Annotated in this window: 23 protein-coding genes; all 23 read left to right on the top strand. The window is 66.5% G+C overall.

Features of this window, described 5'->3' with window-relative positions:
- Window positions 1–337: 337 nt before the first annotated feature.
- Window positions 338–646, top strand: coding sequence for a 30S ribosomal protein S10 (gene rpsJ, locus ACFW1A_RS18400; protein ID WP_012785157.1), 309 nt, complete (start codon window positions 338–340; stop codon window positions 644–646).
- A gap of 14 nt (window positions 647–660) precedes the next feature.
- A complete protein-coding gene (gene rplC / locus ACFW1A_RS18395; protein ID WP_110670513.1) occupies window positions 661–1,308 on the top strand; it encodes a 50S ribosomal protein L3 in 648 nt (215 codons plus the stop codon).
- A gap of 4 nt (window positions 1,309–1,312) precedes the next feature.
- On the top strand, window positions 1,313–1,990 hold the full coding sequence (gene rplD, locus ACFW1A_RS18390; protein ID WP_380410130.1) for a 50S ribosomal protein L4: 678 nt from the start codon (window positions 1,313–1,315) through the stop codon (window positions 1,988–1,990).
- Entirely contained in the window at window positions 1,990–2,307 is a 318-nt protein-coding gene (gene rplW, locus ACFW1A_RS18385) for a 50S ribosomal protein L23 (protein WP_380410129.1), read from the top strand. The genes rplD and rplW overlap by 1 nt, the downstream gene beginning before the upstream one ends.
- A 43-nt stretch (window positions 2,308–2,350) precedes the next feature.
- Window positions 2,351–3,187, top strand: a complete 837-nt coding sequence (rplB, locus tag ACFW1A_RS18380; RefSeq protein WP_380410128.1) for a 50S ribosomal protein L2 — start codon at window positions 2,351–2,353, stop codon at window positions 3,185–3,187.
- An 11-nt stretch (window positions 3,188–3,198) separates the two neighbouring features.
- Entirely contained in the window at window positions 3,199–3,480 is a 282-nt protein-coding gene (gene rpsS, locus ACFW1A_RS18375; protein ID WP_035848164.1) for a 30S ribosomal protein S19, read from the top strand.
- 57 nt (window positions 3,481–3,537) lie between these two features.
- A complete protein-coding gene (rplV, locus tag ACFW1A_RS18370) occupies window positions 3,538–3,885 on the top strand; it encodes a 50S ribosomal protein L22 (RefSeq protein ID WP_380410127.1) in 348 nt (115 codons plus the stop codon).
- Entirely contained in the window at window positions 3,885–4,715 is an 831-nt protein-coding gene (rpsC, locus tag ACFW1A_RS18365) for a 30S ribosomal protein S3 (RefSeq protein WP_110670523.1), read from the top strand. The genes rplV and rpsC overlap by 1 nt, the downstream gene beginning before the upstream one ends.
- A 4-nt stretch (window positions 4,716–4,719) precedes the next feature.
- Complete coding sequence (gene rplP, locus ACFW1A_RS18360) at window positions 4,720–5,139, top strand: 50S ribosomal protein L16 (RefSeq protein ID WP_030300385.1); 420 nt, start codon at window positions 4,720–4,722, stop codon at window positions 5,137–5,139.
- Entirely contained in the window at window positions 5,139–5,363 is a 225-nt protein-coding gene (gene rpmC / locus ACFW1A_RS18355; protein ID WP_110670525.1) for a 50S ribosomal protein L29, read from the top strand. The genes rplP and rpmC overlap by 1 nt, the downstream gene beginning before the upstream one ends.
- Entirely contained in the window at window positions 5,363–5,635 is a 273-nt protein-coding gene (gene rpsQ, locus ACFW1A_RS18350) for a 30S ribosomal protein S17 (protein WP_110670527.1), read from the top strand. The genes rpmC and rpsQ overlap by 1 nt, the downstream gene beginning before the upstream one ends.
- 103 nt (window positions 5,636–5,738) lie before the next feature.
- Complete coding sequence (rplN, locus tag ACFW1A_RS18345) at window positions 5,739–6,110, top strand: 50S ribosomal protein L14 (RefSeq protein ID WP_030300391.1); 372 nt, start codon at window positions 5,739–5,741, stop codon at window positions 6,108–6,110.
- Between the two features lie 15 nt (window positions 6,111–6,125).
- On the top strand, window positions 6,126–6,437 hold the full coding sequence (rplX, locus tag ACFW1A_RS18340; protein ID WP_380410143.1) for a 50S ribosomal protein L24: 312 nt from the start codon (window positions 6,126–6,128) through the stop codon (window positions 6,435–6,437).
- Window positions 6,437–7,006, top strand: a complete 570-nt coding sequence (gene rplE, locus ACFW1A_RS18335; RefSeq protein ID WP_380410126.1) for a 50S ribosomal protein L5 — start codon at window positions 6,437–6,439, stop codon at window positions 7,004–7,006. The genes rplX and rplE overlap by 1 nt, the downstream gene beginning before the upstream one ends.
- Before the next feature lie 4 nt (window positions 7,007–7,010).
- Window positions 7,011–7,196: a type Z 30S ribosomal protein S14 gene (locus ACFW1A_RS18330; RefSeq protein WP_030393303.1), complete on the top strand. Its 186-nt coding sequence runs from the start codon at window positions 7,011–7,013 to the stop codon at window positions 7,194–7,196.
- 262 nt (window positions 7,197–7,458) lie between these two features.
- Entirely contained in the window at window positions 7,459–7,866 is a 408-nt protein-coding gene (gene rpsH, locus ACFW1A_RS18325) for a 30S ribosomal protein S8 (RefSeq protein WP_380410125.1), read from the top strand.
- Window positions 7,867–7,888: 22 nt separating this feature from the next.
- Entirely contained in the window at window positions 7,889–8,428 is a 540-nt protein-coding gene (gene rplF / locus ACFW1A_RS18320; RefSeq protein ID WP_380410124.1) for a 50S ribosomal protein L6, read from the top strand.
- Between the two features lie 3 nt (window positions 8,429–8,431).
- On the top strand, window positions 8,432–8,815 hold the full coding sequence (gene rplR / locus ACFW1A_RS18315; RefSeq protein WP_380410123.1) for a 50S ribosomal protein L18: 384 nt from the start codon (window positions 8,432–8,434) through the stop codon (window positions 8,813–8,815).
- A gap of 47 nt (window positions 8,816–8,862) precedes the next feature.
- The gene (gene rpsE / locus ACFW1A_RS18310) at window positions 8,863–9,507 is read left to right on the top strand and encodes a 30S ribosomal protein S5 (protein ID WP_380410122.1); all 645 of its coding nucleotides are present in this window, start codon (window positions 8,863–8,865) and stop codon (window positions 9,505–9,507) included.
- Window positions 9,507–9,689 carry a 50S ribosomal protein L30 gene (rpmD, locus tag ACFW1A_RS18305; protein ID WP_030055835.1) on the top strand — a complete coding sequence of 61 codons (183 nt, stop codon included), beginning with the start codon at window positions 9,507–9,509 and terminating at the stop codon, window positions 9,687–9,689. The genes rpsE and rpmD overlap by 1 nt, the downstream gene beginning before the upstream one ends.
- 2 nt (window positions 9,690–9,691) lie before the next feature.
- Window positions 9,692–10,144 (top strand): 50S ribosomal protein L15, encoded by a 453-nt coding sequence (gene rplO / locus ACFW1A_RS18300; RefSeq protein ID WP_380410121.1) that lies wholly within the window; start codon window positions 9,692–9,694, stop codon window positions 10,142–10,144.
- A gap of 345 nt (window positions 10,145–10,489) precedes the next feature.
- Window positions 10,490–11,797, top strand: a complete 1,308-nt coding sequence (gene secY, locus ACFW1A_RS18295; protein WP_380410120.1) for a preprotein translocase subunit SecY — start codon at window positions 10,490–10,492, stop codon at window positions 11,795–11,797.
- Window positions 11,797–12,444 (top strand): adenylate kinase, encoded by a 648-nt coding sequence (locus ACFW1A_RS18290; RefSeq protein WP_380410119.1) that lies wholly within the window; start codon window positions 11,797–11,799, stop codon window positions 12,442–12,444. Before secY ends, ACFW1A_RS18290 begins: the two co-directional genes overlap by 1 nt.
- Window positions 12,445–12,488 lie beyond the last annotated feature (44 nt).

Genomic DNA, 12,488 nt, shown 5'->3' with positions numbered 1-12,488 from the left:
ATCTACTCGTCGTTCCCGTGATGGCCGTTCATATGGTCCGTGCCTGCCCTCCGGGGCCTGCATGTGGGCCGTAGTGGTGTGTAAGCGACACCGCGGCAGCTGCGGGGCGAAAGTACGGGAATCTTCCGGGAAGCGTGGGCGGGGCCTCGACCCGGCGTCCTGCGGGTGCAAGACCGACCCGGATCCCAGAGGTGCTGTGCATCTCTTTTGCTGGCTCAGGCGCGACACGCCCGAGCGCGGGGGCCGGAGGTAATCAGCCGGGGACACCGCCGGACCAGTCCACCCGGACGAACCCGGTCGCAGAAGCAGCACATGACAGAAGGACTACGAAGTAGCCATGGCGGGACAGAAGATCCGCATCCGGCTCAAGGCCTACGACCACGAGGTCATCGACTCCTCGGCGAAGAAGATCGTCGAGACGGTGATTCGTACTGGTGCGCAGGTCGCGGGCCCGGTGCCGCTGCCCACTGAGAAGAACGTGTACTGCGTCATCCGCTCGCCGCACAAGTACAAGGACTCGCGCGAGCACTTCGAGATGCGCACTCACAAGCGTCTGATCGACATCCTCGACCCGACCCCGAAGACCGTTGACTCGCTGATGCGCCTCGACCTTCCGGCCGGCGTCGACATCGAGATCAAGCTCTGAGAGGCGCGACGAAGATGGCAAAGCAGATTAAGGGCATCCTGGGCGAGAAGCTCGGCATGACCCAGGTCTGGGACGAGAACAACCGGATCGTTCCGGTGACCGTCGTCAAGGCCGGGCCGAATGTCGTGACCCAGGTCCACACCGCTGACAGCGCTGCCGGCTACGACGCCGTGCAGATCGGTTTCGGCGAGATCGACCCCCGCAAGGTGAACAAGCCCCTCGCGGGCCACTTCGCCAAGGCCGGTGTCACCCCGCGCCGCCACCTGGTCGAGCTGCGCACCTCGGACGCGTCCGAGTACACGCTGGGCCAGGAGATCACCGCCGAGCTGTTCGAGGCGGGTGTCAAGGTCGACGTGACCGGCACCTCCAAGGGCAAGGGCTTCGCCGGTGTCATGAAGCGTCACAACTTCAAGGGCCTCGGCGCCGGTCACGGCACCCAGCGCAAGCACCGTTCGCCCGGTTCCATCGGTGGCTGCGCCACCCCGGGCCGCGTGTTCAAGGGTCTGCGCATGGCTGGTCGGATGGGTCACGAGCGTGTGACCACCCAGAACCTGACCGTGCACGCGGTCGACGCGGAGAAGGGTCTGCTGCTCATCAAGGGCGCCGTCCCGGGCCCGAACGGCGGCCTCGTCCTCGTCCGCACCGCGGCGAAGGGGCTGTGAGGAAATGAGCACCATTGACATCCTGTCGCCGGCTGGCGACAAGGCGGGCAGCGTCGAGCTGCCGGCCGAGATCTTCGACGCGAAGGTCAGCGTTCCGCTGATGCACCAGGTCGTCGTGGCGCAGCTCGCTGCGGCCCGTCAGGGCACCCACAAGACCAAGACTCGTGGCGAGGTCCGCGGTGGCGGCAAGAAGCCGTACCGCCAGAAGGGCACCGGCCGGGCTCGTCAGGGCTCGACCCGTGCGCCGCAGTTCGCCGGCGGTGGCGTCGTGCACGGTCCCGTGCCGCGCGACTACTCGCAGCGGACCCCGAAGAAGATGATCGCCGCCGCCCTGCGCGGTGCGCTCACCGACCGGGCCCGCCACAACCGCATCCACGTCGTCACCGGCGTGACCGCGACCGAGGCGCCGTCGACCAAGGCCGCCAAGAGCCTGTTCGGCAAGATCACCGACCGCAAGAACGTCCTCCTGGTCGTCGAGCGCTCGGACGAGCTGGGCCTCAAGTCCGCTCGCAACCTGCCGCACGTGCACATCCTGGACGCCGGTCAGCTGAACACCTACGACGTGCTCGTCTCCGACGATGTGGTCTTCACCCAGGCCGCCTTCGAGCGTTTCGTGGCCGGTCCGGCCGCGTCCGCCAAGGCCGTTGCCGCTGAGGGCGAGCTCGAAGGGAGCGCCGCCTGATGAGCGACGTTACGAGCAAGACGTTCACGGACCCCCGTGACGTCCTGGTGAAGCCGGTCATCTCCGAGAAGAGCTACGCGCTCCTCGACGAGAACAAGTACACGTTCATCGTGTCGCCGGGCGCCAACAAGACCCAGATCAAGCAGGCCGTCGAGGCGGTCTTCTCGGTCAAGGTCGAGGCTGTCAACACGATCAACCGTCAGGGCAAGCGCAAGCGGTCCAAGACGGGCTTTGGCAAGCGCAAGGACACCAAGCGCGCCATCGTGACGCTGGCCGAGGGCAACCGCATCGACATCTTCGGTGGTCCGGTCTCCTAACGGAGAGTCGGATCGTCGTTAAGGACGAGGACGAGAGAGCCAAATGGGCATCCGCAAGTACAAGCCGACTACGCCGGGCCGTCGTGGCTCCAGCGTGGCCGACTTCGTAGAGATCACGCGGTCCACGCCGGAGAAGTCGCTGGTTCGCCCCCTGCACAGCAAGGGCGGCCGCAACAACGCCGGTCGTATCACCGCTCGCCACCAGGGTGGCGGACACAAGCGCGCCTACCGCGTGATCGACTTCCGTCGTCACGACAAGGACGGCGTGCCGGCGAAGGTCGCGCACATCGAGTACGACCCGAACCGCACTGCGCGCATCGCGCTCCTGCACTACGCGGACGGCGAGAAGCGCTACATCATCGCCCCCCGCGGCATCACGCAGGGTGACCGGATTGAGAACGGCCCCGCGGCCGACATCAAGCCGGGCAACAACCTGCCGCTGCGCAACATCCCGGTCGGTACCACCATCCACGCGGTGGAGCTGCGTCCCGGTGGCGGTGCCAAGATGGCCCGCTCCGCCGGCGCCGGCATCCAGCTGCTCGCCCGTGAGGGTCGCATGGCGCACCTGCGCATGCCCTCCGGTGAGATCCGCCTGGTCGACGTGCGCTGCCGCGCCACCGTCGGCGAGGTCGGCAACGCCGAGCAGTCGAACATCAACTGGGGCAAGGCCGGCCGTATGCGCTGGAAGGGCGTTCGCCCGACCGTGCGTGGTGTGGCCATGAACCCGATCGACCACCCGCACGGTGGTGGTGAGGGTAAGACCTCTGGTGGTCGCCACCCGGTCTCGCCGTGGGGTCAGAAGGAGGGTCGCACCCGCAAGCCCAACAAGGCTTCGGACTCCCTCATCGTGCGCCGCCGCAAGACCAACAAGAAGCGCTAGGAGCAGGTCAGATGCCGCGCAGTCTCAAGAAGGGCCCCTTCATCGACGGCCACCTCATCAAGAAGGTGGACGCGCAGAACGAGGCGGGTACCCAGAACGTCATCAAGACCTGGTCCCGTCGCTCCGTGATCAGCCCGAGCATGCTCGGTCACACGATCGCGGTCCACGATGGTCGCAAGCACGTCCCGGTGTTCGTCACCGAGTCGATGGTCGGCCACAAGCTGGGCGAGTTCGCTCCGACCCGCACCTTCCGCGGCCACGTCAAGGACGACCGCAAGTCGAAGCGTCGCTAGTCGCCTGAGCTTCACCGCCAGAACGACTCAATGACTTACTCCATTAAGGGGACAACCATGGAAGCCAGGGCCCAGGCGCGGTACATCCGCGTCACGCCCATGAAGGCCCGCCGCGTGGTGGACCTCATCCGTGGCCTGAACGCCACGGAGGCCCAGGCGATCCTGCGGTTCGCTCCGCAGGCCGCCACCGTGCCGGTCGGCAAGGTGCTCGACAGCGCCATCGCCAACGCCGCGCACAACTACAACCACTCCAACGTGGACGACCTCTACATCTCCGAGGCGTACGTTGACGAGGGCCCGACCCTGAAGCGGTTCCGTCCGCGTGCCCAGGGCCGCGCCTACCGGATCCGCAAGCGGACCAGCCACATCACCGTGGTCGTCAGCAGCAAGGAAGGGACCCGGTAATGGGCCAGAAGGTTAACCCGCACGGGTTCCGCCTCGGCATCAGCACGGACTTCAAGTCCCGCTGGTACGCCGACAAGCTGTACAAGGACTACGTCAAGGAAGACGTTGCCATTCGTCGCATGATGACGAAGGGCATGGAGCGCGCCGGCATCTCCAAGGTCGAGATCGAGCGCACCCGCGACCGCGTCCGCGTGGACATCCACACCGCCCGCCCCGGCATCGTCATCGGGCGTCGCGGCACCGAGGCCGACCGCATCCGCGGCGACCTCGAGAAGCTGACCGGCAAGCAGGTCCAGCTGAACATCCTCGAGGTCAAGAACCCCGAGCTGGACGCCCAGCTCGTGGCTCAGGGCGTCGCGGAGCAGCTGTCCTCCCGCGTGTCGTTCCGCCGTGCCATGCGCAAGTCGATGCAGGGCACCATGAAGTCCGGCGCCAAGGGCATCAAGGTCCAGTGCTCCGGTCGTCTCGGCGGCGCCGAGATGAGCCGTTCGGAGTTCTACCGCGAGGGCCGTGTGCCGCTGCACACCCTGCGCGCGAACGTCGACTACGGCTTCTTCGAGGCCAAGACGACCTTCGGCCGCATCGGCGTGAAGGTCTGGATCTACAAGGGCGACGTCAAGAACATCGCCGAGGTCCGCGCTGAGAACGCCGCTGCCCGCTCGGGCAACCGTCCGGCCCGCAACGACGCCCGCCCCGCGCGCGGCGGCGAGCGCGGTGGCCGTGGCGGCGAGCGTGGCGGCGCCCGTGGTGGCCGTCGTCCGGCTGCCGAGGCCCCCGCGGCCCCGGTGACCGAGGCGCCCGCTGCCGAGAGCACCGGAACGGAGGCCTGACCCCATGCTGATCCCCCGTCGGGTCAAGCACCGCAAGCAGCACCACCCGAAGCGCCGCGGCGCTTCGAAGGGTGGCACCGAGCTGGCGTTCGGCCAGTTCGGCATCCAGGCCGTCACCCCGGCCTACGTGACGAACCGTCAGATCGAGTCCGCTCGTATCGCGATCACCCGTCACATCCGCCGTGGCGGCAAGGTCTGGATCAACATCTACCCGGACCGCCCGCTCACCAAGAAGCCGGCCGAGACCCGCATGGGTTCCGGTAAGGGTTCGCCGGAGTGGTGGATCGCGAACGTGCACCCGGGTCGGGTCATGTTCGAGCTGTCGTACCCGAACGAGAAGGTGGCTCGCGAGGCGCTCACCCGCGCCGCGCACAAGCTGCCGATGAAGTGCCGGATCGTCCGGCGCGAGGACGGTGAGAGCTGATGTCGGCCGGCACCAAGGCTGCTGAGCTGCGCGAGCTGGACAACGAGGGTCTCGTTGCCAAGCTTCGTGAGGCCAAGGAGGAGCTGTTCAACCTCCGCTTCCAGGCGGCGACCGGACAGCTCGACAACCACGGACGGCTCCGGCTGGTCCGTAAGGACATCGCGCGGATCTACACCCTGATGCGCGAGCGCGAGCTGGGCATCGAGACGGTGGAGAGCGCCTGATGACTGAGAACACCAACGAGACGCGCGGTTTCCGCAAGACCCGTGAGGGTCTCGTCGTCAGCGACAAGATGGACAAGACCGTCGTCGTCGCCGTCGAGGACCGCGTCAAGCACGCTCTGTACGGCAAGGTCATCCGCCGTACGAACAAGCTGAAGGCGCACGACGAGCAGAACGCGTGCGGCATCGGTGACCGGGTCCTCCTCGCGGAGACCCGCCCGCTGTCCGCGACGAAGCGCTGGCGCGTCGTCGAGATCCTCGAGAAGGCCAAGTAACGAAGCCGATGCGGTACGGCCGTATGTGCACCGGATTCCCTCGGGAATGCCGGTGTGAGCAGCGGCCGGCCGGTCGACTCTCGTTGACGATCAGGAGAAAGCTGTGATCCAGCAGGAGTCGCGACTGCGCGTCGCCGACAACACGGGTGCCAAGGAGATTCTCTGCATCCGCGTTCTCGGTGGCTCCGGTCGCCGCTACGCCGGTATCGGGGACGTCATCGTCGCCACCGTCAAGGACGCGATCCCCGGTGGTTCGGTGAAGAAGGGCGACGTCGTCAAGTGCGTCGTCGTCCGTACGGTCAAGGAGCGCCGTCGTCCGGACGGTTCCTACATCCGTTTCGACGAGAACGCCGCTGTCGTTCTCAAGAACACCGATGGTGACCCCCGTGGCACCCGCATCTTCGGCCCGGTGGGCCGCGAGCTGCGTGACAAGAAGTTCATGAAGATCATCTCGCTGGCGCCGGAGGTGCTCTAACCCATGGCGAACAGCATGAAGATCAAGAAGGGTGACCTGGTTCAGGTCATCACCGGCAAGGACAAGGGCAAGCAGGGCAAGGTCATCCAGGCCATGCCGGCTGAGAACAAGGTCCTGGTCGAGGGTGTGAACCGGGTCAAGAAGCACACCAAGCCCGGCCAGGGCACCGCCGGTGGCATCGTCACCGTCGAGGCCCCGGTGCACGTTTCCAACGTGCAGCTGGTCGTGGAGAAGGACGGCAAGAAGGTCGTCACCCGCGTGGGCTACCGCTTCGACGACGAGGGCAACAAGATCCGCGTTGCCAAGCGAACCGGTGAGGACATCTGATGTCTGAGACGACTGTTGAGAAGGTGACCCCCCGTCTCAAGGAGCGTTACAACTCCGAGATCAAGGGTCAGCTGCAGGAGCAGTTCTCGTACGAGAACGTCATGCTGATCCCCGGCCTGGTCAAGGTCGTGGTCAACATGGGTGTCGGCGAGGCCGCCCGTGACAGCAAGCTGATCGAGGGCGCGATCAAGGACCTGACCGCGATCACCGGTCAGAAGCCGGCCGTGACCAAGGCCCGCAAGTCCATCGCGCAGTTCAAGCTGCGCGAGGGCCAGCCGATCGGCACCCACGTCACCCTCCGTGGTGACCGCATGTGGGAGTTCCTGGACCGTCTGGTGTCGCTGGCGCTGCCGCGTATCCGTGACTTCCGCGGGCTCTCCCCGAAGCAGTTCGACGGCCGTGGCAACTACACCTTCGGTCTGACCGAGCAGGTCATGTTCCACGAGATCGACCAGGACAAGGTCGACCGTCAGCGCGGTATGGACATCACCGTCGTGACCACCGCTCAGACCGACGACGAGGGCCGGGCGCTGCTGCGCGCTCTGGGCTTCCCGTTCAAGGAGGCGTGAGCCAATGGCGAAGAAGTCCCTCATCGCGAAGGCCGAGCGCAAGCCGAAGTTCGGCGTGCGGGCCTACACCCGGTGCCAGCGGTGCGGCCGTCCGCACTCGGTGTACCGCAAGTTCGGCCTCTGCCGTGTATGCCTCCGTGAGATGGCGCACCGCGGCGAGCTGCCGGGCGTGACCAAGAGCTCCTGGTAGTCCCGGAGCGCTAGGCACACCACTGCGAAGCAGAGCGGCCCGGCCCCTCCTTTTGGGTTCCTGTCAAGGATCCCGTAAGGTAGTGGGGTCGGGCCCCCTGCCGCGGCATTCCCATGGATGTCCGCGGCTCTTCTCTGGAAGGGCTCGCACCCAGTCTTACTAACGTCGCAGGTCCCCTGCGTCTGTGCCCCCACCGCACTCCACGAGTGCGGCGGGGGGACCTGGCGCGGAGAAACCACGGCGAGAGAGGCCTGAGGCCACCATGACCATGACTGACCCGATCGCAGACATGCTCACGCGTCTGCGGAACGCGAACTCGGCGTACCACGACAGTGTCGTGATGCCGTCGAGCAAGCTCAAGGCGCACGTCGCCGAGATCCTGCAGCAGGAGGGTTACATCTCCTCCTACAAGGTCGAGGACCCGAGCGAGGGCGAGGTGGGCAAGAAGCTCACCATCGAGCTCAAGTTCGGCCCGAACCGTGAGCGCTCCATCGCCGGCATCAAGCGCATCAGCAAGCCGGGTCTGCGTGTTTACGCAAAGTCCACCAACCTGCCGAAGGTGCTCGGCGGCCTGGGCGTGGCGATCATCTCCACGTCCTCCGGCCTCCTGACCGACAAGCAGGCCGCCAAGAAGGGCGTAGGCGGAGAAGTTCTCGCCTACGTCTGGTAATTCGGGAAACGGAGGTACAGCAATGTCGCGTATTGGACGGCTGCCCATCCCGGTTCCCGCCGGCGTGGACGTCACCATCGATGGCCAGACGGTCTCGGTGAAGGGCCCCAAGGGCTCGCTCACCCACGTCGTCGCTGCGCCGATCGAGATCAGCAAGGACGAGAGCGGCACCCTGGTCGTCTCTCGCCCGAACGACGAGCGTCAGTCGAAGGCCCTCCACGGCCTGTCGCGCACGCTGGTGGCGAACATGATCACCGGCGTGACCGCGGGCTACCGCAAGTCGCTGGAGATCAGCGGTGTTGGTTACCGCGTCGCGGCGAAGGGCTCCGCCATGGAGTTCTCGCTCGGCTACAGCCACCCGATCCTGGTCGAGGCCCCGGAGGGCATCTCCTTCGTGGTCGAGTCGCCCACCAAGTTCCACGTGGACGGCACTGACAAGCAGAAGGTCGGCGAGGTCGCCGCGAAGATCCGCAAGCTGCGCAAGCCCGACCCGTACAAGGCCAAGGGCGTCAAGTACGCGGGCGAGGTCATCCGCCGCAAGGTCGGAAAGAGTGGTAAGTAAGCGATGAGCGTCTCTGTCAAGATCGGCAAGGGCAACGCCTACAAGAACGCCGCCCGCAAGCGCCGCGCGATTCGCGTTCGCAAGCGCGTCGTCGGGACCGAGGTGCGTCCGCGCCTCGTCGTGACGCGCTCGAACCGTCACATGGTCGCCCAGGTCATCGACGACGCCAAGGGTCACACCCTGGCGTCGGCGTCCACCCTCGACGTGTCCATCAAGGGCGCCGAGGGCGACAAGACCGAGCTGGCCAAGAAGGTCGGGAGCCTGGTCGCCGAGCGCGCGAAGGCCGCCGGCATCGAGTCGGTCGTCTTCGACCGCGCGGGCAACCGGTACGCCGGCCGCATCGCCGCCCTGGCGGACGCGGCCCGCGAGGCCGGGCTCGACTTCTAGCCGCTCGTCGACTCTGTCGACGGACGTAAACGAGAGAGGTAATTCCAATGGCTGGACCCCAGCGCCGCGACAGCGGCGCCGGTCGCGGCACCGGTGGCGAGCGGCGCGACCGTAAGCGTGACGAGCGGGGCGGCGCCCCGGTCGTCGAGAAGACCGCTTACGTCGAGCGCGTCGTCGCGATCAACCGTGTCGCCAAGGTTGTCAAGGGTGGTCGTCGCTTCAGCTTCACCGCGCTGGTCGTGGTGGGCGACGGTGACGGCACCGTGGGTGTGGGTTACGGGAAGGCGAAGGAGGTTCCGGCCGCCATCGCCAAGGGTGTTGAGGAGGCCAAGAAGAACTTCTTCAAGGTCCCCCGCATCCAGGGCACCATCCCGCACCCCGTGCAGGGCGAGAAGGCCGCCGGCGTCGTGCTCCTGAAGCCGGCGTCCCCCGGTACCGGTGTTATCGCCGGTGGCCCGGTGCGTGCCGTCCTGGAGTGCGCCGGCGTCCACGACATCCTGTCGAAGTCGCTCGGCTCGGACAACGCGATCAACATCGTGCACGCCACCGTGGCTGCTCTGAAGGGCCTCGTGCGCCCCGAGGAGATCGCCGCCCGTCGTGGTCTGCCGCTCGAGGACGTGGCCCCGGCCGCCCTGCTGCGCGCTCGCGCCGCCGGCACCGCCGCTGCTGCCACGGCTGGGGCAGGTGTCTGATGGCTCGCCTGAAGATCACCCAGACCAAGAGCTACATCGGTAGCAAGCAGAACCACCGTGACACCCTGCGTTCGCTTGGTCTCAAGCGCATGCACGACGTGGTCGTGAAGGAGGACCGTCCCGAGATCCGCGGGATGGCCCACACCGTCCGTCACCTCGTCACGGTCGAGGAGGTGGACTGATCATGTCTGACAACCCGATCAAGATCCACAACCTGCGTCCCGCCCCGGGTGCCAAGACCGAGAAGACCCGTGTCGGTCGCGGTGAGGGCTCCAAGGGCAAGACCGCCGGTCGTGGCACCAAGGGTACGAAGGCCCGTTACCAGGTTCCGCAGCGCTTCGAGGGTGGCCAGATGCCGCTCCACATGCGTCTGCCGAAGCTGAAGGGCTTCAAGAACCCCTTCAAGGTGACCTTCCAGGTCGTCAACCTCGACAAGCTGGCCGAGCTCTACCCGCAGGGTGGCGAGGTCACCGTCGAGTCGCTCGTCGAGAAGGGCGCGGTTCGCAAGAACTCGCTCGTCAAGGTGCTCGGCACCGGCGAGATCTCGGTGGCCCTGCAGGTCTCGGTGGACGCCGTCTCCGGCTCCGCCGCCGAGAAGATCAAGGCCGCCGGCGGCACCGTCACCGAGCTGATCTGATCTCCGGAATTCCGGATCAGAAGCTTGGCTGACTGATCGTCACAGAGCGCCCCGTCCCTCGTTAGAGGGGCGGGGCGCTCTGCTGCTGCCCGGTCGTCGGTGTGCCGATGACCACGGGATTCGTGCCCAACCCGGGCCAAAACCGGGCATCTGGGCGCGGCGGCGGCAATCCCGGTCTCTGCGCGCTTCTTCGGAGTGGCCACACACTGTTAGAGTCCGTGGAGTTCCCTTGTAGGTTGCGGCCACTCCCGGCCGCGGGCCGCCGGGGAGCGCCCCACCTACATCGACCCCGTCCATCTGGACCGACCCTCCCGCCGACGACGTGCGGGAGGCGCAGGAGGCACCGTGCTCAGTGCGTTCGCGCGGGCGTTCAAGACGCCCGACCTGCGCAAGAAGCTGCTGTTCACGCTGGGCATCATGGTGCTGTTCCGGCTCGGCGCGCACGTGCCGGTGCCCGGGGTGAACTTCAAGGCCGTCCACGAGTGCGTGAACGAGAGCAAGAACGGGCTCTTCGGCCTGGTCAACCTGTTCAGCGGCGGTGCGCTGCTGCAGTTGACGATCTTCGCGCTCGGGATCATGCCGTACATCACCGCCAGCATCATCCTCCAGCTGCTGACCGTCGTGATCCCGCGACTCGAGGCGCTGAAGAAGGAGGGTCAGGCCGGTACCGCGAAGATCACCCAGTACACCCGGTACCTGACCATCGCGCTCGCCATCCTGCAGGGCACCGGCATCGTGGCCACCGCCTCGAACGGCGCGCTCTTCTCGACCTGCCCGGTGGGCAACCAGGTCGTGCCGGACACCTCGGTGTTCCGCATCGCGACCATGGTCATCTGCATGACCGCCGGCACCACCGTGATCATGTGGCTCGGCGAGCTCATCACCGACCGCGGCATCGGCAACGGCATGTCGATCCTGATCTTCACCTCGATCGCGGCCGGCTTCCCGGGCAACCTGTGGACGATCAAGAAGCTCGGCAAGATCGCCGGCGGCTGGTTCGACTTCTTCGCGGTGATCGCGGTCGGCGTCGTGGTGGTGGTCCTGGTCATCTTCGTCGAGCAGGCGCAGCGCCGGATCCCGGTCCAGTACGCGAAGCGCATGATCGGCCGCCGCGCGTTCGGCGGCACCTCGACCTACATCCCGCTGAAGGTCAACCAGGCCGGTGTCATCCCGGTCATCTTCGCCTCCTCGCTGCTGTACATCCCGGCGCTGGTCGCGCAGTTGACCAACAGCAAGGCGGGCTGGGCGGTCTGGATCCAGAACAACTTCACCAAGGGTGACCACCCGATCTACATGATCTCGTACTTCGTGCTGATCGTGTTCTTCGCCTTCTTCTACGTCGCGATCTCCTTCAACCCCGAAGAAGTTGCCGACAACATGAAGAAGTATGGTGGCTTCATTCCCGGTATCCGTGCCGGTCGGCCGACCGCCGAATACCTTAACTACGTGCTGACCCGCATCACCTGGCCGGGTTCGCTCTACCTGGGCCTCATCGCGCTGATCCCGATGATCGGCCTGGTCGCCCTCAACGCGAGCACCACGATCCCGTTCGGTGGCACCAGCATCCTCATCATCGTCGGTGTCGGACTCGAAACTGTGAAGCAGATCGAGAGCCAGCTCCAGCAGCGTAATTACGAAGGGTTCCTCCGCTGATGCGTATCGTCCTCGTCGGACCTCCCGGGGCCGGGAAGGGTACTCAGGCGAACCTGCTCGCCAAGACCCTGTCCATTCCCCACATCTCGACCGGTGACCTGTTCCGGGCCAACATCAGCCAGGGCACCCCGCTGGGTGTCGAGGCGAAGAGCTACATGGACCAGGGCCAGCTCGTCCCGGACGAGGTGACCATCGGGATGGCCAAGGACCGGCTCCTGCAGTCGGACACCGCCGGCGGTTTCCTGCTCGACGGCTTCCCGCGCAACCTGGCCCAGGCCAAGGCGCTGGACGAGTTCCTCACCGAGCAGGGCATCGCCGTGGACGGGGTGCTCGACCTGGAGGTCCCCGAGGACGAGGTGGTCAAGCGCATCGCCGGCCGCCGCATCTGCCGCAACAACGGCGCCCACGTCTTCCACGTGGTGTACAACCCGCCGGCCGTCGAGGGCGTCTGCGACGAGTGCGGTGGCGAGCTGTACCAGCGCTCGGACGACACCGAGGAGTCGGTGCGCACCCGGCTGGAGGTCTACCACACGGAGACCGAGCCGATCATCGACTACTACGTCCAGCAGCAGCTGGTGACGACCATCCCCGCGCTGGGCAAGGTGGACGAGGTCACCCAGCGCGCGGTGGACGCGCTGAAGAAGTAACCACCCGCGTACCTCCCGCACGGCCGCGGCACCCCGAACCGGGG

The sequence above is a fragment of the Kitasatospora sp. NPDC058965 genome (assembly GCF_042741245.1).
Lineage (GTDB): Bacteria > Actinomycetota > Actinomycetes > Streptomycetales > Streptomycetaceae > Kitasatospora.
This window is presented reverse-complemented; position numbering and strand designations above follow the sequence as displayed.

Excerpts from the sequence above, each read along its gene's own strand:
- rpsE (WP_380410122.1), top strand. The coding sequence starts at position 8,863 with ATGGCTGGACCCCAGCGCCGCGACAGCGGCGCCGGTCGCGGCACCGGT.
- rpsJ (WP_012785157.1), top strand. The coding sequence starts at position 338 with ATGGCGGGACAGAAGATCCGCATCCGGCTCAAGGCCTACGACCACGAG.
- rplP (WP_030300385.1), top strand. The coding sequence starts at position 4,720 with ATGCTGATCCCCCGTCGGGTCAAGCACCGCAAGCAGCACCACCCGAAG.
- ACFW1A_RS18290 (WP_380410119.1), top strand. The coding sequence starts at position 11,797 with ATGCGTATCGTCCTCGTCGGACCTCCCGGGGCCGGGAAGGGTACTCAG.
- rplB (WP_380410128.1), top strand. The coding sequence starts at position 2,351 with ATGGGCATCCGCAAGTACAAGCCGACTACGCCGGGCCGTCGTGGCTCC.
- rplF (WP_380410124.1), top strand. The coding sequence starts at position 7,889 with ATGTCGCGTATTGGACGGCTGCCCATCCCGGTTCCCGCCGGCGTGGAC.
- rpsC (WP_110670523.1), top strand. The coding sequence starts at position 3,885 with ATGGGCCAGAAGGTTAACCCGCACGGGTTCCGCCTCGGCATCAGCACG.
- rplV (WP_380410127.1), top strand. The coding sequence starts at position 3,538 with ATGGAAGCCAGGGCCCAGGCGCGGTACATCCGCGTCACGCCCATGAAG.
- rplD (WP_380410130.1), top strand. The coding sequence starts at position 1,313 with ATGAGCACCATTGACATCCTGTCGCCGGCTGGCGACAAGGCGGGCAGC.
- rpmD (WP_030055835.1), top strand. The coding sequence starts at position 9,507 with ATGGCTCGCCTGAAGATCACCCAGACCAAGAGCTACATCGGTAGCAAG.
- rplR (WP_380410123.1), top strand. The coding sequence starts at position 8,432 with ATGAGCGTCTCTGTCAAGATCGGCAAGGGCAACGCCTACAAGAACGCC.
- rplC (WP_110670513.1), top strand. The coding sequence starts at position 661 with ATGGCAAAGCAGATTAAGGGCATCCTGGGCGAGAAGCTCGGCATGACC.
- rplW (WP_380410129.1), top strand. The coding sequence starts at position 1,990 with ATGAGCGACGTTACGAGCAAGACGTTCACGGACCCCCGTGACGTCCTG.
- rpmC (WP_110670525.1), top strand. The coding sequence starts at position 5,139 with ATGTCGGCCGGCACCAAGGCTGCTGAGCTGCGCGAGCTGGACAACGAG.
- rplO (WP_380410121.1), top strand. The coding sequence starts at position 9,692 with ATGTCTGACAACCCGATCAAGATCCACAACCTGCGTCCCGCCCCGGGT.
- rplX (WP_380410143.1), top strand. The coding sequence starts at position 6,126 with ATGAAGATCAAGAAGGGTGACCTGGTTCAGGTCATCACCGGCAAGGAC.
- rpsH (WP_380410125.1), top strand. The coding sequence starts at position 7,459 with ATGACCATGACTGACCCGATCGCAGACATGCTCACGCGTCTGCGGAAC.
- rpsQ (WP_110670527.1), top strand. The coding sequence starts at position 5,363 with ATGACTGAGAACACCAACGAGACGCGCGGTTTCCGCAAGACCCGTGAG.
- rplE (WP_380410126.1), top strand. The coding sequence starts at position 6,437 with ATGTCTGAGACGACTGTTGAGAAGGTGACCCCCCGTCTCAAGGAGCGT.
- ACFW1A_RS18330 (WP_030393303.1), top strand. The coding sequence starts at position 7,011 with ATGGCGAAGAAGTCCCTCATCGCGAAGGCCGAGCGCAAGCCGAAGTTC.
- rpsS (WP_035848164.1), top strand. The coding sequence starts at position 3,199 with ATGCCGCGCAGTCTCAAGAAGGGCCCCTTCATCGACGGCCACCTCATC.